The organism is Mesorhizobium sp. M0018 (assembly GCF_040323955.1).
In the GTDB taxonomy this organism is placed as follows: Bacteria; Pseudomonadota; Alphaproteobacteria; order Rhizobiales; family Rhizobiaceae; genus Mesorhizobium.
In genome coordinates, this window is sequence record NZ_JAMYVL010000015.1 from 20,676 (window position 1) to 46,006 (window position 25,331).

A 25,331-nucleotide genomic window follows, 5' to 3' on the forward strand; every position below is an offset into this window, starting at 1 on the left:
AGCATCGAGCATCGTGTGTCCTTCCTTCGGTTCTATGCCAGTGTGTTCGCCCATGCGCCGACAAAGGGCGGCAGCATGATGCACGTCTGCTGCTCGACAGCCTCGTTGCGCAGCCGCTCGGCGAGGGTATCGACTTCCACCTCGGCGGCGGTTGCGGTACCGACTGCCTCGGCCATCGGCAACAGGCTGCGCAGCGTGCCGGCAATGTAGTCGTAGATCGGCGAGTCGGGTCCGCTGCCGGCGAGGCCGGCGGAGTTCATCCGCGGCGCCGGCAGCCCTGCGCCGGCGAACACCATGGGCAGCCTGCCACCCATGTCGACCTCGAAACCCGCGCGCTCGATCGTGTCGATGATCCAGCCGCGGCATTTGCCGAACAGCGGCGCCTCTGGAAAACTGCGGGTGAGCGGCATCGCCATTTCCTGGACGGCGACGATGCCGCCAGGCCGCAGGAAACCGGCAAGCCTGCGCAGGGTTGCGGCCGGGTCGGGCAGATACATCAGGACAAGCCTGCCGATCACCGCATCGAAGCTCCCGTCGGGCGAGAATGTATCAAGCTCGGCCGTTGTGAAACGTGTCCAGTAACACTGGCCGGATTCAGTGGCGCGCCGCTCGGCAATGTCCACAGCCTCTGCCGAGCGATCGACACCAAGCACGCTTCCCGCCGGTCCGACCAGCCTTCCGGCCAGCAAGGAGACATCGCCTACGCCGCAGCCAATGTCGAGCACGCGCATACCGGGTCCTATGCCCGCACTGCGCAGGACATGCTCAGTAAGGTCGTGAATGAGCGCTCCCTGCAGCTCCAGGCGCTTGAATTCGCTTTGCGTATAGCCCAACGCATAGGGACGCGGATCCATGGGGCTCTGATCACGGCCGGTCTTCGGCGCATGTTCGGCAAGCAGATTGTACATGTTTGACTCCATGATCGATTTATCCGGGATTTGTGACCGCTGGGCAGCCTGATGACCGCCCGGGGCCCGACCGTCACCATCGGAGATCGGTGCTACAACGTGATTTCCGGAATCGGGAATTGCGTTACGACTGAAACAGGCGCCCGTGCCTGGCGTACCACGCAAGCGGACAACACCCTGCGCCCGGCGTTCGGACGCCACTATGATTTCGGCGCCCGCGGAACGAACACGATATGCGGCGTCTTCGGCGGACGACCGGGCGGCACATAGTCCGGAACCGGCGTATCGTCTGCCGGGAGCGAAAGCACATATCGGTGGATGGCGCGCAGGTCGGGCTCGCTCATGGCACGCAGGTTGAACCATGGCATGGGCGGGCGCGTCTCGATCGTGCGCGCGAACTGTACCCAGTCGTCCTCGTCCATGGTCCGCAAAAATTGGCGAAGATTGGTCGGGTAAGTCGTACCCCACGGCCCGTTGAAGCCGAGCGAATCGCCGATCAGCCATCGATCCTGCGGAACGTTGCCGGCCTTCTCCAGGTACCCTGGCGTGTGGCAGTCGTTGCAGCCGCCGATTTTCACCAGGTATCGACCGTGCTCGATCGAAGCGGTCGCGGACGCCGCGCCGACCTCACCCTGGTTGAGCGTTGCGGCGGTGAATGCTGCGGCCAGGCCAAGGGCGGCAATTGCGATGAGAGCTCTTCGTGTCATCAGCTTCTCCGCTGCTATTTGATGCCGACGATCATCGAGTGAGGCCCGGCGAGATGCTCGCAGCGGACCTCCGCAAAGCCCGCCTCCCGCATCCAGCCCATGCCGTCGGCGCGCGTGTAGTCGAACCCGCCATTGGTGTTGACCAGCATGTTGAGGCTCATCAGCAGACCCGCAGCGTTGTGCCGTCGCTCGTCATCGATGATCTGGTCGTAGACGATGAGCACGCCTTGCTTCGGCAGCGCGGAATGGGCCTTTGCCAGCAGCGCGCGCTTCACCTCCAGGTTCCAGTCGTGCAGGATATGACCCATCACCAGCACGTCGGCGGAAGGCAGCGGCTCGGCAAGGAAGTCGCCGGGATAAAACCGAAGCCGGTCTGCAAGTGCGTGCCGCTCCACATAGGCCTCGAACACCGGCCGCATCGGCGGCAGGTCGAAACCGCCGCCGGTGAGATGCGGATGGGCGCGGCCGACCTCGACCGGAAGCCTGCCTTCGGCTGTGCCGATATCGATGAAGGTACAATAGTCCGCCCAGGGAAAATGCCGGGCGAGCGCCTCCGCCACCTGGAGGCTGCCGCCGGTCATCGCCTGCGCGAACATCTTTACCTTGTCCGGGTCCGAAAACAGCATGTCGAACAGATCTTCGCCGTCCTGGGTGCCGTTTTGCGGTTTGCCCGTCCTGAGCGCGTCGGTGAGCGAGCCCCAGTTCGCGTAAAGCAGCTGACCGGCCCTGGCGAGCATCCCGCCAACATAGGTCGACTTGTTGCGGTCAAGGTAGCGGTCAGTCACGGGCGTGTTGCAGTAGACGTTGCCCTCGCGCTCAAGCATGCGCAGCGCAACAAGCGCGTCGAAGAAATCCTGCGCTCCCCGCTCATGCAGCCCGAGCCGGTTTCTCAGCGTTTCCCCTTCGAGGGGTCCGGCCGCCAACTCCGTGAAAAGGTCAAGTTCGACGGCGCTCAGCAACGTCTTCGATGCCCAGAAGCCGAGGCCGAGTTGCATAAGGCTTTCGGGCGACAGTTCTGCGACGTCATTCGCCTGTTTCGTTACCTCGGTGATGTTTGCGTCCATAAGATTTCTCCTTCCTCAAGAGACCCATGACCTCCCAAAAAACCGGTTCCCGGTTTTTTGGGATCATGGTCTGGGCGCGGGAGGACCATCGACTGGCCCGGCTACGGGTCGATTTCAGCCAGCTGGGATTTTGGTTACGGTTGTAACGAAGAAATCCGGCCGGCCGTGATCAGCCTGAATGCAGATGGCGGGCAAGGCATTGTGCGACGGCGGCCGACAGCAGCGGCTTCTTGATGACTTCGCTTATGCCGGCCGCCGTCAGTTGGCGCGACCGCAGCTGACGGCCGTAACCGGTCATCAGCACGACCGGAAGGTCGGGCCGGATCTTGTGCAACCGGCCGGAGAATTCGATCCCTGTGATGTCGGGCATGACCTCGTCCGTCAGCACCAGGTCGAAGCGTTCCGGATCGGCGCGGAATGCGCTGAGAGCCGCGGGGCTGCGGTCGAACCCGACCGGCTCGTAGCCGAGCGCGGCGAGCATTTCCTCCGCAAGTTGCATCAGCGGCGTGTCGTCGTCGACGACGAGGATCGTCTCGCCGTTGCCATGCTTGACCGGCACCTCGGCGGCGTCGCTCTCGTCCTCGTTCTGGGTTGCTTCGGCGGCCTCGATCTGCGGAAAATAGATCTCGAAGGTCGTGCCTTCGCCGGGCTTGCTGTTCACGTCGACCGCGCCTCTGTGCGCTATGACGATGCCGTGCACCGTCGACAGGCCGAGCCCGGTGCCTTGCCCTGCCGGCTTGGTCGTGAAGAACGGCTCGAAGATACGCTCGAGCGTCGCCTGATCCATGCCGCTGCCGGTGTCCCTGACGGCAAGGCGGAGATAGCGCCCGGCAGGCAGGTTGCCGTGCGACAGCATCCGCGCCTCGACGAATTCCGTCGAGTCGAGACCGATTTCCAATGCGCCGCGGTTGTTCATCGCCTGCGCTGCGTTGGTGCCGAGGTTCATCACCACCTGCTGAAGCTCGGTCGGATCGCCCATCATCGCCGCATCCGCGGCTGCAAGACGCGTCTGCACCGAAAGCGTGGCGGGGAACGAGGCGCGCAGCAGGTCGACCGCTTCGGCAACCACGGCTTCCGCCCGCAGCGCGTGATGCTGCCGCTCGTGACGACGGCCGAAGGCGAGGATCTGCTCGGTGACGTCCTGCGCCCGCCTGCCGGCCTGCATGATCTGCTGGACGTAGCGCCGCGCGCGCGACTCCTTCAGCAGCACCGCCAGCGCCATCTCGCTGTAGCCGAGGACGGCACCGAGGATGTTGTTGAACTCGTGCGCTATGCCGCCGGCGAGCGTCCCGATCGCTTCCAGCCGTTGCGACTGATTGAGCCGCGCCTGCAGTGCCTCACGCTCGCGTTCGTTGTGCTCGCGCACGATGGCATTGGCGAAAATCTCGGCCGCGGTGCGCAGCAGTGCAATGTCGTCGTCGGCCCAATGCTTTTCGTGCGTGACGGTATCGAGAGCCAGAAAACCCAACCGCTCGCCGGCATGCCACATCGGTATGCACAGCCACGATCGAAACTGGTGCGCCTGCAGGGATGCCTTCTCCCGCCCCTCTGGAAGCTCGCCGACGCGGGGAACGTCGATACAGCCCTGCCGCTCGTGGTCGGCCAGCGTCCAGCGTGAAGCCAGCTCGATCATGTCCTTCGACAGGCGGGCCGGCCTGCTCCCGCCCGGACGGCGATAGAAGTAGCCGCCGGAAGGATCGGCGATGTGGCTGACGAAAATCTGGGCGCCGTCGAGCCCCGCATGTTCGACCAGGCGCGCGAGGCCCTTGCTGATGCCGGCGCGGATGCGGTCACGCGGCAGATTGATGAACTGCGTGGAGATCGAGGCGATCAGGCCCTCGAATTCCAGCCGCTCGCGCAGGATCCGCGCGTTGCGGCGCAGACGGGCGAACAGGTAGGCGACATAGCCGACGAGGCCCAACGCGGCGACATAAAGCAGCGTCTGGAACAGTTCGGCCCGCGCCGCGGCCCGCCCATGTGCACCGAGATAGACGTCCTGCAGCGCGCGAGCCCGCTCGCTCGTCGGCGCGGTCTGCAGGCGGGCGACGAGATCGTCGACCGCCGGAAGCCTGGTGACGATAAGCCGGCCGTGGGAGACAAGCGAGAGTACATCGCTTGCAGGCACGGCATCGACGGAGGGCCTTGCCAGCCGGTCGAGTGCGGCGGTTACTGCTTTTGCCGCATCCGGCTGGGGATCGCTGATAAACCGCGACATTGCGACCATCAGGGCTCCTATCTCGACCGCTCGAAGGCCGTCACCCTCGCTCGTGAGACGAGCGCTCATATAGTTGAAAAAGTTCAGCGAGTTCTGCAGCAGCGCGTTATCGGACTTGAACCTCTCGACGAGCGCTTCCTCGTCGCGGATCGCGGCGATGACTTCGGCGATCCGCTTGTCGATGTCCGCCCGTGTTTCGCCGCTTGCTGCATCGCGGGCAGCCGGCAGCGTCTGCGTCGCCTCATCCAGGTTCTCGATCGACCGCACAAGCGGATCGTAGCTGCGCAGCAGTCCCGCGCGTGCCCTTAAAACATCGCGTTGGAGTGCGGCGTTATAGAGGATGACGGTCCTGAGCGCATCGAGCGTGCGCTCGTGGCGCGCCGCATCGGGAGCCGTGCCCTGCACCAGGAGGTAGGTCAGGGCGATGAGCAGGCAGGCAACGATCGGCGCCAGGATGCGTAGCGACTTCATTGCTGCAGACGATCGGCTGCGCTGGTCAACGGCCGGCCGCGATACTCGCCCGTCAGTGTCCCGAGGAATTCGACGATGAGATCGGCATCGCGCTGGTCGAGCTCCCGGCCGAGTTGGTTGCGCGCCATGATCTTCACCGCGTCTGCGAGCGATGCGGTGCGGCCATCGTGAAAATACGGCGCCGTCACCGCGACGTTGCGCAGGCTGGGAACGCGGAACACATGGCGGTCGCTCTCGGCGCCGGTAACGGCGAAGCGGCCGAGATCCGCCTTGGTCAGGGTCTTCTGGCGAGCGAAGGGATCCTGGAAGATGCCGAATTTCTGAAACAGATTGCCGCCTACGTTGGCGCCCTGGTGGCAGGCGACGCAGCCATACGCTTTGAACAGTTGATAGCCGTGCTCTTCGTCGGTCGTGATGGCGTCGCGTTCGCCCTTGAGATAGCGGTCGAAACGGGCATCGGGCGTGATCAGCGACCGTTGAAAGACAACAAGCGCGTCGAGCACGCTTGTCCGGTCGGGAATGGAGCCGTAGACCCTCGCGAACCGCTGCGAATACTCAGCATTGGAGCGCAGCTTGGTCAGCAATTCCTCCCAACTCGTATTCATCAGCCTGTCATCGAGCAGGGCTGCCTCGTTCTGCTCCTCGAACGTGCGGAAATTGCCGCGCCAGTTCAGCCGAAAATCGAGCGCCGCGTTGAAGACGGTCGGCGTGTTGAAATCGAGCGGCTTGCCATCCGCCGCCACGGAACGGGCCAGACCGTCGTCGCCGCTGAAATCGAGCCTGTGACAGGAACTGCAAGCGACGACATCGCCATGCGACAGGCGGGCATCGTTGAACAGGCTCTCGCCAAGCGCGATCTTCGCCCGGTCGGAGGGGCCGCTGGCCGTGATCGGTGCAATCGGCTCGCCCATCGGCGGGGCCGGCTGATTGCTCTGGGCCAACGCAAAAGGTGCCGCTATTGCCAGGCAAAGCGGAACAAAAAGCCCCGCCCGAACCTTACCAATCTGCTGATGTGCCATCGAGCGAGCCTGTGGCAGGGTGTGCGATCACGTAGATCATCGGCGTTCACCAATAAATCGCCGAAAATCGACGTTTAAATAAAGCAACGGCTCGGTCATGAGTTCCATGCTTGCGGACGGTGCGAGATGTCAGCCGAACAAAACATTCGCCACGAACAGCAGTCGAGAGGCAGTATCGAGCAGCCAGCGGCGCCGAAGCATATCCTTGTCGTCGACGACGACCCCGAAATTCGCGATATGCTCACCAATTACCTGGAGAGCCAAAACTTCAGGGTTAGCGCGGTCGCCGACAGCCGGGCCATGTCGCGCGTCCTCAATGAAAAGCCCGTAGACCTGATGATCCTCGACATGCGGCTTGCCGACGAGGACGGGTTCGACATCATGCGGCAACTCGGCAGTCCGCCGGAAGCGCCCATCATCATCATCACCGGCCACAGGTGCGACGAGGTGGATCGCGTCGTCGGCCTGGAACTCGGCGCCGACGACTACATCACCAAGCCCTTCGGCCTCATGGAGCTGCTGGCGCGCATTCGCGCCGTGCTGCGGCGATCGCGGTCGACGCAGCCGCATCCGCGCGGCAAGAAACCCACACGCTATCGTTTTGCCGGCTGGGAGCTCGACATGCGGATGCGGCGCCTGAGGTCGGCGGCGGGCGAGGCAACGCCGCTGACCGCCGGCGAGTTCAACCTGCTGACGGCGTTCCTGAAATCGCCGCAGCAGATCCTGAGCCGCGAGCAGCTTCTCGCTGCCAGCCGCGTGCACGACGAAGAGGTGTTCGACCGCAGCATCGACGTGCAGATATTGCGGCTGCGCCGCAAGCTCGAGGTCAATCCGAGCGAGCCGAAGCTCATTGTTACGGAGCGTGGCGCCGGCTACATATTCGCGACTGCGGTCGAGGTACTTTGAGCCGCTGCCGCGCCCAGCCTACTCCGCGCTTCTCAGCCAGACCAGCATCTCGCCGGGATCGCGGTTGTCCCAGGCAAAGTACGGCACGGCGGTGATTTTCGCGCCCTCGAGCGCCGGCGGTTCGGTGCGGTAGAGCCCCTCTTCCCAGTTTTCGAAAGCCTCCTTTTTGGCAATCGCCGAAAGTGTCACAACGCCGCCCAGAAGGTTCGGCTGCTGATGCGCCTCGATGTCGGCCGTGCGCGGCAGAGCGATGCGGTGCAGCTGGCTGGAATTGTCGGTCTCCTCGACGCAATAGATCAGCGGGCCGCGCGCCAGTGCGACGCGGCCGATATCCTGCCGCACCTGCGGGTTGGCGTAGAGGCGGTCGACGGCCATTTCGAGGTCGAGCTCGACGCGGTCGCCCTTGCGCCATTCGCGGCGGATCGCGGCATAGCCGTCGCTGCTGATGGCAGCCAGATCGACATCGGCGCCGTTGACCTTGAGCGCTGCCTTGCGGCACCAGGCCGGCAGGCGCAGGTGCAAAGTGAACGCGGTCGGAGCTTCCGGTTCGACAGAGATCGAGACCGCGCCGTCCCAGGGATAATTGCTCGTTTGGGTGAGCTCTATCTGCCGGCCCGCAATATCGAAACGAGCCGTGCCGTTTCCATAGAGATGGACGGCGAGTGCGTCGTCCGACAGGCCGTAGAAATAGCTGCCGATCGAGGCGACCATGCGCCCGACATTGGGCGGGCAGCACGGGCAGCGGTGCCATTTCCAGCGGTGGTGGGCGCCGCGGCTTTCGAGCGGATTTTCGTAGAAGAACAGCGAGCCGTCGAGCGACAGGCCCGAGATCGAGCCGTTGTAGAGCGCCCGCTCCATGATGTCGGCGTAGCGCGCATTGGGACCCATGCCGAGCATGCGGCTTGCCCAGAACACCAGGCCGACCGAAGCACAGGTCTCCGCATAGGCGGTGTCGTTGGGCAGGTCGTAATCGGCGGTAAAACCCTCATTGTGCGACGACGGCCCGAGGCCGCCGGTGACGTAGAGGTTCTTGGTCATGAGGTCGTCCCACAGCCGGTCGAGCGCCACCCGCAGCGTGTCGTCGCCATATTCGGTGGCGATGTCGGCCATGCCCGAATAGAGATACATCGCCCGCACCGCATGGCCGACGACCTTGTCCTGCTCGCGCACCGGCTTGTGCGACTGGTTGTATTCGTAAGTCTTGAAATGATAGGCCTTGGGGTCGGCGCCGCGTGCGTGCGCCTCCTCGTCGAAATAATGCGGCTGCTGGCCGCGCTGATCGATGAAATATTTGGCAAGCTCCATGTATTTGCGCTCGCCCGTCACCCGTGCCAGCTTGACCAGCGCCAGCTCGATCTCCTCATGGCCGCAATAGCCCTTCTTCTTGCCGGGCTCGGGACCGAACGTCTCGGCAATGTGATCGACATAGCGGCACATGATGTCGAGCAGCTTGCGTTTTCCCGTGGCCTGGTAGTAGGCGACGGCGCCTTCGATCAGATGGCCGGCGCAATAGAGCTCGTGGCAGTCGCGCAGATTGGTCCAGCGCAGGCCGGGCTGGATGCGCTGGTACCAGCTCGAGAGATAGCCGTCGGGCTGCTGCAGCTTGCCGTACATGTCGATGACGGCATCGATCTTCTTCTCCAGCTCGTCGTTGCGGCGGCGGTAGAGCGAATAGGCGGCGGTCTCGATGGTCTTGCCCCAATCGGAGTCCCAGAACATCTGCGTCGTCACCGTCGATCCGGTGAACTCGTTGCCGGCGGTGGCCGCCTCGTCCGGCGACGGTGAGTGGAACGGAATGACGACGCCGGGCGATGGCCGGTCCGGGTCGATCTGCTCGAGCATGCGCGCCTCGACGCAGCGGTCGTAGAGGATGCCGGCGGTCTTTGAGGCGACGGCATCGACGCGGTCGCCCCAGAAGCCGCGCACATCGACCTGCGGCACCGGCAGCGGGCGGAAGGCGAGTTTCGGCTTGGCGCCCTGACTGGCGGATTGCGATGCGGTCATCAATTTACTCCGGTTCGGTTCGATTGGTCACTTCACGGCCCCTGCCATCAGGCCGCGGATGTAGAAGCGCTGCAGCAAAAGGAAGAGCACCAGGCACGGCACCATCATGACGGTGACGCCGGCCTGCACGGCGCCCCAGTCGATGGCGCCGAAGCGGCCGGACTGCAGCGCCGTCATCATGATCGGCAGCGTGAATTTCGACTGGTCTGTCATCAGCACCAGCGCCGCCAAAAACTCGTTCCAGGCGCCAAGGAAGGCGAACAGCGCGATGGTGACGATGCCCGGCCAGACCAGCGGCAGCATCACCCTCAACAGCATGGTGACGTTGTTGGCGCCGTCCATGCGCGCGGCCTCCTCGATCTCGCGCGGCACCGCGTCGAAGGCGTTGCGCATCATGAAGATCGAGAACGGCAGCTGCAGCGTGACGTAGACGCAGACCAGCCCGGTCAGCGTGTTGTGCAGGCCGATCTTGGTCAGCACCAGGAAGATCGGCGTCAGGATCGACTGGAACGGGATCATGATCGTCGACAGGATGACGACGAACAGCAGGTTCTTCAGCGGAAAACGGAAGCGCGAGAAACCGTAGCCGGCGAGCACGCTGACGATCACCGACAGCACCACGGTCATGACCGAGACGTAGATGCTGTTTTGCGCCGGCAGCCAGAGGCCGTCGCCGAAGGTGTTGAGCGTGGCGTAGTTCTCGAGCGAGATGCCGCTGGTCGGCCACGGCGGCAGCGGCGGCTGGCGCGCCTCCTGCGCCGGCTTGAAGGCCGAAAGCACCGTCCAGGCGATCGGCGCCAGGAACAGTATGGATGCGATGATGCCGGTCGAGTGCTCGGCGATCTGCATGCCGATGCGGCGTTTGCGGGTGCGAGCCTGCGCCATCAGTCGACCCCTTCCGGATTGCGCAGCAACCGCAGCTGGATCAGGCTGAGCGCCACCAGGATGACCAGCAGGACCATCGACAGTGCCGCGCCATAGCCGAGCTTGAACGACACGAAGGACTGGTTGAAGATCCAGTAGACGGCGGTCAGCGTCTGATTGCGCGGGCCGCCGCGCAGGATGATGTAGAACTGGTCGAAGGCGAGGATCGAGCCGGCGACCGACAGGATCAGCGCCAGCGCCAGCGTGCGGCGCATCAAGGGCAAGGTAATCGCCCGGAACCGCGCGAATGGCCCTGCCCCGTCGATCATCGCCGCCTCCTGCAGGTCCGGCGGGATCGACTGCAGGCCGGTCATCAGGATGATCATGGTGAAGCCCGCCACCTTCCACACGACCATGGCGATGATCGACCAGAAGGCCGGCTGGAAGGTCGCCAGCAGGTTGAATTTCTTCTCGGTCAGGCCGAGCTCGAAAGCGGCCGGGCTGAACAGGCCGGAATCGACATTGAGCAGCCACGACCACAAAAGGCTCGCCGAGGCGAAGCCGATAACCGCCGGCATGAAGAAGGACGTCCGGTAGAAGCCGGTCAGCTGCCGCGGCCTTTCGATGAACAGCGCCAGCGGAAAGGCGACGGCGAAGATCGCGATCGTCACCACCACCGTGTAGTAGCCGGTGAACTTCAGCGCGTTCCAGAAACGGGTATCGCGCAGGATCGCCCAGTAATTGTCGAGCCCGATAAAGCTATGCGTGCCCATCAGCGGCCAGTTGTGCAGCGACATCCAGGCGGTCATGCAAAGCGGCACGATGAAGAAGACGACGACAAGGGCGACGGCCGGCGCGACATAGAGCAGGCCGATCCACTGTCGGCGGCCGGCGCCGACGAGTTTGTATGCGCGCGCTGGCGCGGCGGTGGTTGCTGTGATGGTGGTCATCGCTGGCCTTCTCCTTCTCCCCTTGTGGGAGAAGGTGGATCGGCGCGAAGCGCCGAGACGGATGAGGGGTGTTGGGAGGAATGCCGTCCGAGCCAAGCTGGAGCACCCCTCATCCGTCGCCTTCGGCGACACCTTCTCCCACAAGGGGAGAAGGGGGAGCCAACGTTGCGACGGCGTACTGTGATGGTGCTCATGCCTGTTGTTCCATTGGCGGGACGTCCCCTCCCCCTCGAGGGGAGGGTCCGGCCGAAGGCCGGGGGTGGGGTCCTCTGCGAAGTGCTCCGACATCAAAAGAGCGTCGAGCACTGCCGCGATGACCCCACCCGGACCTTCGGTCCGACCTCCCCTCAAGGGGGAGGTGGAGCCGGCGCCTTACTTCTGCGGCGCCGAATCGATGATCGACTGCATGGTCTCCTGCGCGTTGGCGATGGCGCCGTCGACGTCTTCGCCGAAGAAGACCTCGTTCATCATCTGGTTCCACGGACCGTTGGCCGAGTTGATCAGGTCGTTGAACACCACCGAATAGGGCGTGCGGCCCTTGGCCATCGCTTCGGCGGCGACCTTGTAGCGCGGGTCGAGGTCTTTCAGCGCCTCATTGGCGATGTCGCCGCGCACCGGCAGGCTGCCGTATTTCGCCAAAATGGTCTGGCCCTCGAGCGAATAGGCGAAGTCGAGGAACTCCTTCACCACCGCGACCTTGGTGGTGCCCTTGGTGACGACGAAATTGTCGCCGCCGGCAAACGACGACCAGCCGCCGTCCTTGCCGGGCAGGAAGGTGATGCCGTAGTCGATATCGGGATATTGCGTGTTGAGCGCGCCGATGGCGAAGGCGCCGGACGGCGAGATGCCGATATTGCCGGTGGCGAAGGCGGCAAAGAAGTTGGAGCCGGTGTCGGTCTGCGCTCCTGAAGGCACCAGGTCCTTCTTGACCATCGAACGGTAGAGGTCGATGGCGCCGCGCATTTGCGGCGTGTCCAGCGTCGCCTTGGAGCCGTCCTCCGTCAGGATGTCGCCGCCCGAGGCCCAGATCAGCGGCGTGAAGGTGAAGATGTTGCAGCCGCCGCAATTGCCGGAGAAGTAGAAGCCCTTGATGTCGCCGCCGAGCGCATTGACCTTTTCGGCGTCGCTCTCGATCTCGGCCCAGTTGGTCGGGCCCTTTTCCGGGTCGAGCCCGGCCTGCTTGAACAGCTTCTTGTTCCAGATCAGCACTGAAGAGTCTGCCGAGAACGGCAGCCCGTAGATGCGGCCCTTATAGGTGCCGGTCTTGACATGCGCCGGCGACAGGCTGGCGAAATAAGGCAGCGATTTCGCCCAGTCGGTGATGTCTTCGAGCTGGCCGGCGGCGGCGAAGGACGGCGTGTAGATCAGGTCGAGCGACAGCGCATCGGGCGCCGTGCCGCCAGCGGCGGCAGCGCCGTATTTCGGGATGATTTCGGCGTTGGGGATGATGTCGAGCTTGATCTGGTTCTGATGCCCCTTGTTGAAGGCATCGACGATGCGCGGCATGAAGTTCGAGCCGTCGGCGCGAACCCAAATGTTGGCGGTGTCGGCGGCGGCCGAGCCGGCCGTTGCCAGCGTGCCCAAAATGCTCGCGGCGATGGCGAGCCCGGTAATGGTGGTTCTCATGCTTCTCCTCCACATGGTTTTAATTTAGCGTTTTAATTTAGCCGCGCCCCCAAGCGGGTGACTATCGACACGGCCCGTTTCGTTCAGCCGTCCGGCGGACGGCCGCATGACTGACGCACCACCAGCCGGCACGGCAGTTTTCTGATGCCCGGCTCGGCGGGTTCGCCGCCGACGAGCGAAAGCAAGGCAAGGCCGGCCTCGCGGCCAAGTGCTGAAAGGTTCATGTCGACGGAGGTCAACGGCGGGCGGGTCGCCTCGGCGACGATCTGCCAGTTGTCGAAACCGATGACGCCGACCTCGTCCGGCACGCCGATACCGCGCTCGCGCAAGGCGTCGATGACGCCGCGCGCGATCTGGTCGTTGCCGCAGAAGACGGCATCGGGTTTTTCGCCATCGCGTCCCTTGCCGTCGAACAGCGTCTTGACCGCCTCATGGCCCCAGGCCTCCGACCACGGGCCGAGCAGCGGCTCCATGACCGGCAGGCCGTTCTCGGCCAGCACCGCGCGATAGGCCTCGGCCCGCGCATGCACCACGGCAAAGCTTGCGGGACCGCTGACATGCGCGATGCGCCGCCGTCCGAGCCGGCAAAAATGCTCGACCGCCAGCCGCGCCCCGCCGGCATCATCGGAGACGAAGGCGATGGAGCCGGGATCGGGCTCGGTGAAGGCGTAGATCGCCGGAATGCCGAGATTGGCGAGATCGACCGGCAGGTGGCGGTCGATGCGCTTGCCAGTGGCGATGATGCCGTCGACGCGCTTGTCGAGCATGGCATCGACATGCAGCTGGGCAAGGCGCGGGTCGTCCTCGACATTGCACAAAAACACCGAGACGCCGGCATCGACCAGCGCGTCGGAAACGCCGGCCATCAGCGGCAGCGAAAAGCGGCCATAGGTGTCGTTGGTCAAAAGCCCGACGGTAAAGGAGCGCCGCCGCAACAGGCTCTGCGCCAGGCTGTTCGGGCGAAAGCCAAGCCGCTGCGCCGTCTCGCGAATCCGCGTACGCGTCTCGGCCGTCATCCGCCCCTGCCCGTTCAGCGCTTTCGAGGCCGTCGCGACGCTGACGCCGGCAAGGGCCGCCACCTCGCGGAGGGTGACTGGCTGCTTGACAGGCGTTGGCTGCGCATCGGACGCCATGATTTGAATATCGATCCTCCCATTGAGAAAAGCTTTTCTCTTATGGCCCCTGCGGGCGCTGAATGGTGAGGTCAGCGGTTGCGGGGCGATTTGGGAAAAGGTTTTCTCAGGGGGAGATTAGGACGAAGGACGTGGGGATGGCAAGGGGGAATGGCCTGGTTGTTCGGGCAGGCAACTGCGAATGTCTGCCCTAGGTCCACGACGGGCACCGCGATCAAATAATCGCGGTGCCGCAGTCTACCCGCAGAGCTAGCAGTTCTCAGTCTGTGGATCGCACGCCTTGTTTTTCTGTTTCTGTGGCTTGGGCTTGACCGCCTGCTCGGGCTCGGCCTGCTGCTGCTCGGCCGCTGGCTGCTCCTTGGCCTTCCGCTTCTCAGGCTTGGCAGCCTGCTCCGGCTCAGCCTGCTGCTGCTCGGCAGCGGGCTGCTTCTTGGCCTTCCGCTTCTCAGGCTTGGCCGTCTGTTCGGGCTCGGCCTGCTGCTGCTCGGCGGCGGGCTGCTTCTTGATCTTCGGCTTCTCAGGCTTGGCCGCCTGTTCCGGCTCGGCCTGCTGCTGCTCGGCGGCGGGCTGCTTCTTGGTCTTCGGCTTCTCAGACTTGGCCGTCTGTTCGGGCTCAGCCTGCTGCTGCTCGGCGGCGGGCTGCTCCTTGGCCTTCGGCTTCTCGGGCTTGGCCGCCTTGCCGGGCTCGGCCTGCTGCTGCTCGGCGGCCGGCTGCTCCTTGGCCTTCGGCTTCTCAGGCTTGGCGGTTTCTTCGGGCTTGGCCTGCTCGGTCGTTGCAGCGCCTTCGGTCGGCTTCGATTTCCGGCTAGCCTGAACCTGCTTCACCTCTTCGATGTCTTTGAGCTTAGCTGGTTTGGCCTTAGGGTCGGCTTTCACCTCGCCCTCAAAGACAGCGACCGTATCGTTTTCCAGTTTGCCGGACTTCTCGGGCGCGTCGGTCTTGCTGACCTTGACGGCAGTCACCTTCTGGTTCGTCTCCTTTTCGATCACATCGACATCAATGACTTTGTTGATCACCAAATTGTTCTGGATCGTCACGTCGCCGGCCGGTTCGGCCGCCTCGACAATGCGCACAAACTCCGGCTCATCACGAATAACGACCACAGAAATGTCCGCGGCAAGGAATTCGCGGGTGGGGACCACAACCCAGTAATAATCCGGCGTCGTGTCGAAGGTCACCTCAATTGAAATCAAATCCGGATCGCGGCGGGGCGGCAGCGGCGCCCAAATGATGTGCTCTCTGTCACGACGCCAACTCACCCATGCTGGCGCCCAGCGAGTGCCCGGAACCCAGTACCAGCCGATATCGTCGGCATAGCCCCACCGGCCGTAATGGTACGTCGCCCAGCCGAATGGCTCGTCGGACACCCAGAGCCAGCCATACTGCTCGGTATAGACCCAGTGTCCAAGCGTATACGGACGCCAATCGTCAGGCACATCAACCGGCACGAAAACGGTCGCTCCGTGATACGAGACCCAATCACCATAGGAAGACAGGTCTTCGTAGAACGTGCTGATCGAAACGGTGGTGGCAGCCCTTGCCTCGGACACAAGCGACAATGGCGCGATTGGGTTGGGAATCTCGACGACCGTGAGCAGACAGGCGGTTATACCGCCGAGCATCAGTCGCACCGCATGTTGGGCAAGGACGCGTTTCATCGTAAGCTTCCTCCGAAACAGATCGCCCTTCATCGTACAAACCCGCCGGCTGCCGGATTGTTCCACTTTGCTGACGTTACCCGCATCCGCTTGCGCAGCGGCTTGGCATCGCACGATGATATTTGGGATCAGAGTTGCTTCATGAGGGCGGTGACCGTCACAAATGCGCGCCGAAGGCGCGGCGATAGGGTGTCGTTGGTCAAAAGGCCGACGGTAAAGCTGCGTCGCCGCAACAGGCTCTGCGCCAGGCTGTTCGGGCGAAAGCCAAGCCGCTGCGCCGTCTCGCGAATCCGCGTACGCGTCTCGGCAGTCATCCGCCCCTGCCCGTTCAGCGCTTTTGAGGCGGTGGCAACGCTGACGCCGGCGATGGCCGCCACCTCACGGAGGGTGACCGGCTGCTTGGCGGGCGTTGGACGGCATGATTTGGGTATCGATCCTCCCGGTTGGGAAAAGCTTTTCTCTTGTGGGCCTGCGAGGTGCTGATTGGTGAGATCAGCGGGTGCAGGGCGGTTTGGGAAAAGGTTTTCTCAGATGGGAGATTAGGGGAAGGCGAGACGCGAAGCAATGGGTTTGCTCACCTGTTCGTTGTTCGGCGTGGCTTTCAATTCTGCTCGTAATCCCTAGTACGTGGATACGTGCACAGACAGTATCCGAAGCCGCCTTGCCAACCGCCGTTTGCGCCAAGAGCCAACATTCGCAGTAGATTTCATAGGAGTGACTCCACCCACGGCTTATCGCGATGCGTTCCTATGGCCGATCGAAAGAAGCTTGAGTACTCCTGACCGCCGGACAAGTGCTGCTCGAGATGATCAACAACTTCGGGCCGATTTCCGCCAAGATGGATGAGATCGTCAAGCAACCGCCATGCTTTCTTTCTAATTTCAGGAGTGTTGAACGCGTTAAGGCCGAGCTGCCTAATCGTGTAGTCAGCGCGCTGGAATTCCCAAGTGCCGTCTTCCACAGCGGGCTTCACTTCTCCGTCGATACCGTGAGCCAAAAGATCGCAATCTGATTCGACACATGGGTCCAGAAAACGAGGCCTCTCTGCCGCCAATGAACCTCCAGGCGTATTGCAGCGGGTAAGTTCGTCTTCTAGCGGAAACTCACTGGCCTTTCCACGAACTGTACCGCCTTGATCGCCCTCTGGCCGGTTGCAGCGCTGACACGAGAGGCGAAAATTCAGCCAGTCATATGCCATCCAATAATAGCCAGTATCTCCCGCTAATCTCCTTCCGTCGACTGTGACACCAAGCTTAGGACGAAAATGGTCCACATCTAGGGGAGCCCGCCCGCTCTTCGCTTCACAATACCAGCATTTGTCGCTACTGGCATTGGAAAGCCAACTCTTAAGGGCCCTCCAGCTGGCGTGCTTTCTGAGAAACAATGCGCGACCCTGATAGGTAATTTGTGCAGCCAGACCAGCAACTCTCTTATTCCAGCCATTAGGCAGATGAGGCGGGCCTGCAAAGATGATGACTCTCACTTCTTACTCTCCCGGAGGTCATTGAGAAGGCTCTTAACCAATGCATCAAGAGCTCTTTGCTTGTTCTCCGGTGTTACGACAGCACTTTCGAATGTTTCCCCAGCAGTGAGATCAAACCGCGCCCGAAGATATTCCTGCTCCAAGCGGTCTCGCGCGGCAAAATTGAAGTCGAGCTTCCTCAGCTTGTCACGAAGCTCCACCATCTCATCTCGCTCTTGCGCCGTGAGGCTGGTCTTCGTCGAGAGCCGATGCAGCTCGATCAAATCATCGTTTGTTGCGTTGTCCAAGCTCGATCCAAGGCCGAACATGTCGCTAGTTACGATGCCAGAAAACCCCATACCTCTGGGGTCCATTGCCGGTCCTTCTGCCAGCACAGTTCTAGATACAGGCTCGCGATGCAAAATCTGAACCTGCTCCTTCACGAGCTCTGCAATCGCTAGTGGATTATGTGTGGTCAAGACAATGTGACTGGTCTGCTGGTCGCCCGCATTCGGATCTGCGAACTTTTGAAGATAAGTTAGATAGTCAACGCACCAACGCGGATTAAGATGGGTGTCTGGCTCATCTAGAAGAAACAGGCTTTCGCTTTCGGAAGTGAAGCGCAGAAGTCCGAGTACTGTAATCAGCTGTTGCTCCCCCTCACTCAATTCTCTAAACGTAATACTACCATCGTTCTGCTTAAGCCTAATCCTGATCCGGACTTCGTCAATAAGCTGCGAAACGTGCGTACTTTCCAGATCACGGAAAAATTGTGCCGGGGTTTGGCCACCGACTAGACGACGAAGAGCGTCAACATCCTTTACGTAGAGATATTTGAAGAGCAACGTTTTGTCGTTCCAAAGGGAAGTGTGCTCTTTTCGACTGACCTCTATCGGTGCCAGAGCAATGTCATACAAGCGATTGAGGAATTCGCTGACTACGCCACGAGCATTCCAGAATCGAGAATCTCCGTCGTGATAAGGGACGTCTTTTTTACTCCAAGGTGGTTGAATCAAAACAAACAGCACAGATTCTATTCCCTCATCGGGATCGATACCAAGATGATCAAGCAAAAAAGTCCGCACGTCTTCAGACTGCTGGATGAGGAAAGCCAGCAACACAAACTGACTATGCACCGGCAAAGCATAGAACAGGCGTTTTAGCCCAGGGTCCTTGCCACCACGCAGGTCTCTGTCATAATGTTCCAGATAGGGACGAAACACCTCTTGCATACGAGGGCTTTCACCCGAATAGTAGCTAAAAACGTATCGCGGAAAATGAATCTCATCGTCTTTCAAAAAGGCGTTGAGCGTGATTTTCTTGCCGCGTCGGGCGGAGATTTCTAATTCACCTTCGACAACGGGGATTAAGGTGCCAACACCTCGTGCCTCTGCGTCGCTAGCGATGTGGATAACGAACGCCTCTTTCGTTCTATCGGGGTCTGCGTCGATTTCGATGTGCAATGTGTTTTCGCCCCTACCCATCCGGTAGTGAACAACAAACGCGAAAGCTGGTGCCTTCTTCTGCATGATCAAATCACGAAAAATAATAGCCAGAGCCTCTAGCACATTGGACTTCCCCGTGCCGTTCCAGCCAATAAGTACGGTCACCCAATGATCTTGGTCAAAGTCGATCGTGACATCTTTGAGATTCTTGAAATGATGGCTGGGACTGTCTTTGGCACTCCCAATCTTGATTCTATCCAGTCGCATGAGATCAGACTACCTTGAGTTTCAAACGGTCATGTAACTTTCGGCCGTTTTCATCAGTCACCGCCTCGACCTCAAGTCGGCCCCCCTTGTCCAGCGCGCGCAATTCGACATAGAGCGCCTCGATTGCATCCGTCTTGGCGCCCGCTCCTATGCCGCAACGCCGGAACACCTCCTGTGCAGGCAGCCAGTCCTCCGCCTTTGCTAGAACTTCTTCCAGGTTTTGGGACATGGTGACGGGAGCCTTTCTTCTTCTCGCCTTCCGAACTTGTTTAGGCACCGGAGCCTTCTCTCGTTGGGTGCGGATGCGGGCCAGGAGAACGCTGGCAGTTTCATGACTCGGGTCCTGAGGGACAAGCTCGCCGCGGAAGGCTGTGGAGAGGATGGCGGCATCGAGCTTGGGTAGCAGCTTGCTTGCCGCAGCGTGGTCGGCAGACACACGATCTAGCCAAGCGAACGCGCTGTTGATGCGACGAACTATTTCTACTGCTTCTTCGGTGGGTGGAATCGGGACTGGTAGAGCAGCCACTCTGCGCTTGCTGATCGACGCTAGATTAGTGGTTTGTGTGCCTTGGTCAATAAAGTACTGCTGTCCTTTTTCGTTAGCGTAGTGAGATACAAACTCTGGTGGCAGTGAGTTCTTTTTCAGACGAATGCGAAAGACATGGTTTTGATGGATACATTCGGCAATCTGACCATCCCAGACCCACCCTCGACCCAGCTTGTCACGATCGCCCCCTTCATTCATCAACAGATCACCCTTTTGCGGGAGCAAGCGCTCCTTCTCAGCGGGTGTGACGGCAATAGTTTTGACTTCATCCAGGTTCAGCCAACCACGCTGAACATTTGCGACGCGGAGGTACGGGACGTCAACTAGCTCGATTGCCTCGACCCGCTTCTTCCCAACCTGTATTCCACTCTGAATTTCACCGATTACGCCAAGACTTTTTACCGCCCAGCCCTCAGGAAATCCGCTCTTGATATCGCCTTGTTTGCTGGAGGTCCCACGAAAATCTTCCGTTAACTTTCCAGAGAACGCCAAATCTAAAATGCGCGCTCTATAATTCTCTAAAAGTGCCGGAATATGGTCGAGATCGGCACGGGCGCGAGCGGCGCGGGTGGCCAACCTATCAATCTTTACGACTATGCGTTCTTGCTCAGCAAGAGGTGCGACTGGGACAGCCAGTCCTGCTACCCGAGAGCCGGACAGCTCCAGGAATGTCGTGCCGCTCGCCTTTCCTTCCGCATACTCCTTAGCGCTTAGCAAGTAATAGCGAATGAACTGAGGCGAGATATCACCCTCCAGTACAAGGCTTTTGAAGCCCTGATTAGTCGAAAGCTCTTTGTCCGCGATTACGCAGTAACCAATCGGTGCACGAGAGGAGAAGAGCACCGAACCGGGGGGCATGAGACTCGCACCGCTTGATTCATAGCCGGTCTTGGAAAGATCTCTTCGCCCACGACTGATGTAGGTGCCTGTGTATCCAGCAAGATCAGCCGGCGTGATCCAAGGAATTCCGTCCTCGGCAAAATTCTCTTCGACCCTGCTGGATGGCGTTCCACCTCCGACAATCCTGGCGATTTCCCCCGCAGCCACCCAACTCCAGCTATCTGGAATAGTCCACCTTTGTTCACTCATCACCCGCACCCTCTGCGAGCGAGCGAGGACCAACCGCCAATCGTGGTCTTGCAGCACCAGTGAAGCGCCCCATCAACAAGAAAACGATTAGCAGTGGAGGAAAGCTATCAAATGCAGTCATTACTCTGCCCTAACTGACTCAGCAATTTCATCAGCTATGGCTTCTACTTCGCTAATCGCTGAGCGAAGATGACCGAGAATTGCAGCTGCAATATCTTCTGGCTCAGTTACATTATTTTCTGTATCCTCGACGTCGTCTCGCAACCAAGAAATATCCAGATTCTCGTCGCGTGCTGCTATTTGCTCACGGGTGTAGCAGCGGTAACGACCCGTTTCACCTTGGTCCCTACGAGGTGACTTTCCGCTAGGATCGTCACCGAAGCAGCTCTCAAATTCGACGAATTGCTCCACCCTTAACGAGTTTGTCTTCCCAAAACTCGGCATCTTTGCGCGCAAATCGTAGAACCACACTGCCGCAGTGCCATCACTCTCCCGCGTGAAAAACAATACATTGGTTTTTACTCCCGCACTCGCAAAAATTCCGGTTGGGAGCCTTAGAATCGTATGAAGATTGCATTTTGCCATCAAATCCCGGCGAACAAATTTCCCAACTCCATCTTCAAAAAGTACGTTGTCGGGTAATACAACTGCAGCTCGGCCTCTATCTTTGAGATTGAGGTATATATGTTGGAGAAATGCCAGCTGCTTATTGGCGTTTGGATACGGAATGTCTGTGCGAAGCGATCGCTTGCTGCCAGCCTTACTCCCAAATGGAGGATTAGCAAGAATCAAATTGGCTGGCTCAAAATCCTTCACGTCGTCAGTTAAAGCGTCTCCATAGATAATCTCAGCATCGAGCCCATTCAAAAATGTATTCATTAGACAGATGCGGCGAGTGTTTTTCTCAATTTCAGCCCCCTGGTACTTTGGCGGATTCGATAAATAAGCACTCTTCGAATTTTGCGAACGAATAAAATGGTCAGCCGATATCAAGAAACCACCACTGCCGGTCGCTGGGTCCTGTATAATCTCCCCCAAATTGGGTTTCATAATTCTGACCATAGAATTGACCAAGGCGCGAGGTGTAAAGTATTGGCCAGCGCCAGAACGAACGTCCTGCGAACTCTTCTCAATCAACCCTTCGTAGATTCGACCAATGCGATCACCGCCTAGGTCATGCCACTCGATTTTAGCAATGCCATTAATAACGGCCTTCAGGTTCTCTGCGTGAGAAAATACTGTAGTAGGAAAAGAGTATATCGCGCGGATTGTTTCACTTTCGGCACTAGTACCTAGATGCGTAAGCATCTCTTGATAGAAACCCAGCAAATTTTCGTCGGGCTTTCGTAATAGATCTTTCCAACGAAACCCATACGGAAGGAGGCGCTCGGCGCCATTCTCTTCTGCAATCTTAAGAAAAAGCAGGTACGTCAATTCGGACACATACTGATGATAGCTTATGCCATCGCCACGCAATATATGGCATAGGTTCCATATTTTCTGGACGACATTTTCGTTTTTCATGCAAACCAAGATTCCACGGTGAAGACATATCCAGAAACGATAGTGTGTGGTCGCAACCCAGTCCAGCAGATGGTTGCGCGGGCCAATTTTCTCGTGCGCACTTCGCCCCGCTTGCCGTTTGCTGTTGGCGCCCTCCGCTTCAATCGTCGTCTCGACCTTCCGCTTCATTCTTTATATCAGCCGCCTCGTTCATCAAGGCGTCGATCTCATGCGAGCGCGGCTTTCCACCGCCTAGCGCACCAGAATGTCGCGGCGGACTCAGCTTGATGGCCGTGATCGACCGCAATTGGCGCCGAGCATAAGGTCGAAGATCGACGCTGGTCCACATCGGCTAAAAAACACAAGCGCCGCTATTTTTCACGAAGCGTGTCGCAAAAGGCCCGCGCCATCTGTCCTCTGCCAGAAAGGAACCCGCCCTGCCAAAACTCATCGTCACCGAATTCATCAGCGTCGATGGCATCGCCGCGTGTTGAGAAGCTGCCGAGCGTGACCTGCAACGATGAGATGCAAAAGTTCAAGGACGACGAGCTTGCCGACAGCGGCGCCACGCTTTTGGGGCGCACGACCTATGAGATTTTTGCCGGCTCGTGGCCCAAGGAGACCGAAGATTTTGCCGATCGGTTCAACGCGCTGCCGAAATATATCGCCTCGACGAGCTTGACGCCGTGCGCATCGGGGCGTCTTCCGCGATTGATGCGATCGAGTTCGCAGCCACCTGGCGGAAGGTTCTGATCCGCCCTTTCTTGCTGCGGCGGTGGAAGACGTCTTGATCCAGCCACAAGCCCAAATTGCTGGATTTGGCAGCCCAGGAAGGATAAGGTTGGTTTTTGGTTCAGCGATGGAACAGAGACTAGCCGCAATTCTGGCTGCCGATATGGCGGGCTACAGTCGGCTAATGGAGGCCGACGAATCCGGCACGCTCGCACGTCTTCGGACCCATCGCATAGAACTGGTCGATCCCGCCATCGCGAAGAACAAGGGCCGGATCATCAAGACCACCGGAGACGGCATGCTCGTTGAGTTCCAGAGCGTGACCGATGCCGTGAAATGCGCCGTGGAAATCCAACAGCGCATGAAACGGCGCAATTCGGATGTGCCGCAAGAACGGCGCATCGAATTCAGGATCGGCATAAATCTCGGCGACATCATTTTCGATGATGAGGATATTTTCGGCGACGGCGTCAATATTGCCTCGCGCATCGAGCAACTCGCCGACGTCGGCGGTATCTGCGTGACCGCAGCGGTGGCGACCCAAATTGCCGACCGTCTCGAAATTGCCATGGAGGACCTGGGCGAGAAGACGTTAAAGAACATCAGCCGCCCGGTTCGCCTCTATCGCGTTGGGTTTGACAGTCCTGCCCTGCCAGAAGTCGAGGCAAAGCGATCCATCTCGAAACCTTCGATAGTGGTGCTGCCATTCACCAACATGAGCGGCGACCCCGAGCAGGAATTTTTCGCGGACGGACTGACCGAGGACATCATCACCGAACTGTCCCGCCACCATGAGCTGTTCGTCATCTCGCGCAATTCCAGCTTCGTCTACAAGAACCGCGCCGTGAATGTGCGCGAGGTGGCCGAGAAACTCACCGTCCAATACCTGGTGGAGGGAAGCGTCCGCAAGATCGGCGACAGGGTGCGCGTGACGGTTCAGCTCATCGACACGGCGAACGACGCTCATATTTGGGCAGACAAATATGACCGGAAGCTGGACGACATATTCGCGATTCAGGATGAGGTGACCGCGGCGATCGCAGCCACGCTGCCCGGTCGTGTCGAGGCGGCTCAGCGGGACCAGCTCGCGCGGGCGAAACCCGCAAACATGGCCGCGTATGAATGTGTGCTTGCTGCCAAGGTGCTGCATCACCGAAGCACCATTGCGGATAATGAACGCGCGCAAACCTTGATAGAAAGGGCTGTCGCGCTCGACCCCGATTATGCCCATGCCCACGCCTGGCGGGCCTGCATTCTTGGCCAGGCCTGGGTCCATAACTGGTGCGAAGACAGGGATGCCATCTGGAACAACATCATGGCGGCGCTGGACAGAGCGCTGGCGCTGGACAACAACGATGCCGATGTCCACCGCATCCTCGCGGCCGTGAACGTGAACAACAATGAGCTGACCACAGCGCGCTACCATCAAGAGCGGGCGCTGGCGCTCAATCCCAATTACGACCTCGTGGTGGTGCAGCAAGGCGAGTTATTGACGTGGCTGGGGAGGCCGGAAGAGGGAATTGAATGGATCCGCAAGGCAATGCAATTGAACCCGCACCACCCGGAGAGATTCTGGAGCCATCTGGGAAAGGCGCATTTCGCCGCGCGCCAGTATGGCGAGGCGATCGAAGCTTTCATGCATCTGTCAACCATGGACTCGGCTCAGCACGCTTTCGCCGCTGCCTGCTACGGCTGGCTCGGCGACGAAATCGCGGCCGCGGCGCATCTAGGCAAGATCAGAACGCTCGATCCCCAATTCGACCTCGATTCATTCATCGCCACCCTGCACTATGCCCAGGAGTCTGATGTGCAGCACGTCCGCGAAGGACTGCTGAAAGCCGGTATTGCCAACCTGTAGCCAGCCCGTGACTACGACCCAGATCCAATCGGCAAAAAAGACCGGCCGCCGATGCGGACCTTGTGGCATGACCGAACGACGGGCAGGTCGGAGAAGCTTTTCCCACGGTATCGGTCTTTGGAAGCGACCAGGGAAAACCCTCCCCCTGAAAAAGCGCCGCGCTAGTTGACGGCGCATGTCGCATAAGGCCCGCACGGCCGTCCCGACAGAAGGAACCCGCCATGAGAAAACTCATCATCACCGAATTCATCAGCGTCGATGGCATTGCCGAGGTCGAGAAGCTGCCGAGCGTGGCCTGGAACGATGAGATGCAGAAATTCAAGGACGACGAGCTTGCCGACAGCGGCGCCATGCTGTTGGGGCGCACGACCTATGAGATCTTTGCCGGCTCGTGGCCCAGGGAGACCGGAGATTTCGCCGACCGCTTCAACGCGCTGCCGAAATATGTCGCCTCGACCAGCTTGCAGGCGCTGGACTGGCAGCCGGCCGAGCTGCTGCAGGGCGCGTTGCCGGACGCGGTCAGAGGGCTGAAGCAAGGCAGCGGCGGCAACATCTATGTGCATGGCAGCCTCAGCGTCGCGCAGGAATTGCTGCGCCACGGCCTGGTCGACCGCATCAGGCTGCTCAGCTATCCCGGTGCCGTCGGCCAGGGCAAGCTGCTGTTCCCGCCCGGCGCGCAATTGCCGCTCGAGCTGATCTCGGCCAGGCAATTCAGCAACGGCGTGGTGGCGCTGGAGTATGCGGCTGGGAAGTCGTGATGAGCCAATCTCCCCCCTTGGGGGGGAGATGCCCGGCAGGGCAGAGGGGGGCGGTTCGACCGGGCCCGGCTCCTCTCTTGCGGCAGTGGGGTGGTTGGCGCATTACGCGAGACGACCCCCTCTGTCGCCTTCGGCGCTCCCCCT

At 60.4% G+C, this 25,331-nt stretch carries 19 protein-coding genes and 1 pseudogene; 4 read left to right on the forward strand and 16 right to left on the reverse strand.

The genetic code is table 11. The features are described 5' to 3' along the window. Positions 1 to 32: 32 nt before the first annotated feature. From NKJ81_RS20815 to NKJ81_RS20835, 5 genes are all read right to left on the reverse strand, one after another. Complete coding sequence (locus tag NKJ81_RS20815) at positions 33 to 920, reverse strand: class I SAM-dependent methyltransferase (RefSeq protein WP_352474404.1); 888 nt, start codon at positions 918 to 920, stop codon at positions 33 to 35. Between the two features lie 188 nt (positions 921 to 1,108). Beyond that, positions 1,109 to 1,615 (reverse strand): hypothetical protein, encoded by a 507-nt coding sequence (locus NKJ81_RS20820; protein WP_352474406.1) that lies wholly within the window; start codon positions 1,613 to 1,615, stop codon positions 1,109 to 1,111. 14 nt (positions 1,616 to 1,629) lie between these two features. Then, positions 1,630 to 2,679, reverse strand: a complete 1,050-nt coding sequence (locus tag NKJ81_RS20825) for a methyltransferase (protein ID WP_352541567.1) — start codon at positions 2,677 to 2,679, stop codon at positions 1,630 to 1,632. A gap of 169 nt (positions 2,680 to 2,848) precedes the next feature. Beyond that, entirely contained in the window at positions 2,849 to 5,365 is a 2,517-nt protein-coding gene (locus NKJ81_RS20830) for a two-component system VirA-like sensor kinase (protein ID WP_352541568.1), read from the reverse strand. Then, complete coding sequence (locus NKJ81_RS20835; RefSeq protein WP_352541569.1) at positions 5,362 to 6,276, reverse strand: cytochrome-c peroxidase; 915 nt, start codon at positions 6,274 to 6,276, stop codon at positions 5,362 to 5,364. Before NKJ81_RS20835 ends, NKJ81_RS20830 begins: the two co-directional genes overlap by 4 nt. Before the next feature lie 234 nt (positions 6,277 to 6,510). Between NKJ81_RS20835 and NKJ81_RS20840 the strand changes: the two genes are divergently transcribed. After that, positions 6,511 to 7,290, forward strand: coding sequence for a response regulator (locus tag NKJ81_RS20840; RefSeq protein WP_352541570.1), 780 nt, complete (start codon positions 6,511 to 6,513; stop codon positions 7,288 to 7,290). An 18-nt stretch (positions 7,291 to 7,308) separates the two neighbouring features. Here the strand turns inward: NKJ81_RS20840 and NKJ81_RS20845 are convergent, their stop codons facing one another. The 11 genes and pseudogenes from NKJ81_RS20845 to NKJ81_RS20895 all read right to left on the reverse strand — a co-directional run bounded on the left by NKJ81_RS20845 (position 7,309) and on the right by NKJ81_RS20895 (position 22,028). Next, positions 7,309 to 9,294 (reverse strand): glycoside hydrolase family 127 protein, encoded by a 1,986-nt coding sequence (locus NKJ81_RS20845; protein ID WP_352541571.1) that lies wholly within the window; start codon positions 9,292 to 9,294, stop codon positions 7,309 to 7,311. A gap of 27 nt (positions 9,295 to 9,321) precedes the next feature. Next, positions 9,322 to 10,179: a carbohydrate ABC transporter permease gene (locus NKJ81_RS20850; protein ID WP_023674366.1), complete on the reverse strand. Its 858-nt coding sequence runs from the start codon at positions 10,177 to 10,179 to the stop codon at positions 9,322 to 9,324. Beyond that, positions 10,179 to 11,108 carry a carbohydrate ABC transporter permease gene (locus NKJ81_RS20855; RefSeq protein WP_352541572.1) on the reverse strand — a complete coding sequence of 310 codons (930 nt, stop codon included), beginning with the start codon at positions 11,106 to 11,108 and terminating at the stop codon, positions 10,179 to 10,181. Before NKJ81_RS20855 ends, NKJ81_RS20850 begins: the two co-directional genes overlap by 1 nt. 372 nt (positions 11,109 to 11,480) lie before the next feature. Continuing rightward, a complete protein-coding gene (locus NKJ81_RS20860) occupies positions 11,481 to 12,734 on the reverse strand; it encodes an ABC transporter substrate-binding protein (RefSeq protein ID WP_352541573.1) in 1,254 nt (417 codons plus the stop codon). Between the two features lie 83 nt (positions 12,735 to 12,817). Beyond that, positions 12,818 to 13,867: a LacI family DNA-binding transcriptional regulator gene (locus NKJ81_RS20865; RefSeq protein WP_352541574.1), complete on the reverse strand. Its 1,050-nt coding sequence runs from the start codon at positions 13,865 to 13,867 to the stop codon at positions 12,818 to 12,820. Positions 13,868 to 14,116: 249 nt separating this feature from the next. Continuing rightward, entirely contained in the window at positions 14,117 to 15,526 is a 1,410-nt protein-coding gene (locus tag NKJ81_RS20870) for a DUF6600 domain-containing protein (RefSeq protein WP_352541575.1), read from the reverse strand. A gap of 188 nt (positions 15,527 to 15,714) precedes the next feature. After that, positions 15,715 to 15,957, reverse strand: a pseudogene (locus NKJ81_RS20875) (LacI family DNA-binding transcriptional regulator); the annotation flags it as partial. A gap of 275 nt (positions 15,958 to 16,232) precedes the next feature. Beyond that, positions 16,233 to 17,009, reverse strand: a complete 777-nt coding sequence (locus tag NKJ81_RS20880; RefSeq protein ID WP_352541576.1) for a hypothetical protein — start codon at positions 17,007 to 17,009, stop codon at positions 16,233 to 16,235. Then, positions 17,006 to 18,700 (reverse strand): AAA family ATPase, encoded by a 1,695-nt coding sequence (locus tag NKJ81_RS20885; protein ID WP_352541577.1) that lies wholly within the window; start codon positions 18,698 to 18,700, stop codon positions 17,006 to 17,008. The genes NKJ81_RS20880 and NKJ81_RS20885 overlap by 4 nt, the downstream gene beginning before the upstream one ends. A 4-nt stretch (positions 18,701 to 18,704) precedes the next feature. Beyond that, the gene (locus tag NKJ81_RS20890; protein ID WP_352541578.1) at positions 18,705 to 20,336 is read right to left on the reverse strand and encodes a restriction endonuclease subunit S; all 1,632 of its coding nucleotides are present in this window, start codon (positions 20,334 to 20,336) and stop codon (positions 18,705 to 18,707) included. A gap of 120 nt (positions 20,337 to 20,456) precedes the next feature. Beyond that, positions 20,457 to 22,028 carry a class I SAM-dependent DNA methyltransferase gene (locus NKJ81_RS20895; protein WP_352541579.1) on the reverse strand — a complete coding sequence of 524 codons (1,572 nt, stop codon included), beginning with the start codon at positions 22,026 to 22,028 and terminating at the stop codon, positions 20,457 to 20,459. 318 nt (positions 22,029 to 22,346) lie between these two features. Between NKJ81_RS20895 and NKJ81_RS20900 the strand changes: the two genes are divergently transcribed. The 3 genes from NKJ81_RS20900 to NKJ81_RS20910 all read left to right on the forward strand — a co-directional run bounded on the left by NKJ81_RS20900 (position 22,347) and on the right by NKJ81_RS20910 (position 25,187). Beyond that, positions 22,347 to 22,592 (forward strand): dihydrofolate reductase family protein, encoded by a 246-nt coding sequence (locus NKJ81_RS20900; RefSeq protein ID WP_352541580.1) that lies wholly within the window; start codon positions 22,347 to 22,349, stop codon positions 22,590 to 22,592. A gap of 106 nt (positions 22,593 to 22,698) precedes the next feature. Beyond that, complete coding sequence (locus NKJ81_RS20905; protein WP_352541659.1) at positions 22,699 to 24,429, forward strand: adenylate/guanylate cyclase domain-containing protein; 1,731 nt, start codon at positions 22,699 to 22,701, stop codon at positions 24,427 to 24,429. Between the two features lie 221 nt (positions 24,430 to 24,650). Further along, positions 24,651 to 25,187 carry a dihydrofolate reductase family protein gene (locus NKJ81_RS20910; protein WP_352541581.1) on the forward strand — a complete coding sequence of 179 codons (537 nt, stop codon included), beginning with the start codon at positions 24,651 to 24,653 and terminating at the stop codon, positions 25,185 to 25,187. The last annotated feature ends 144 nt before the right edge of the window (positions 25,188 to 25,331 follow it).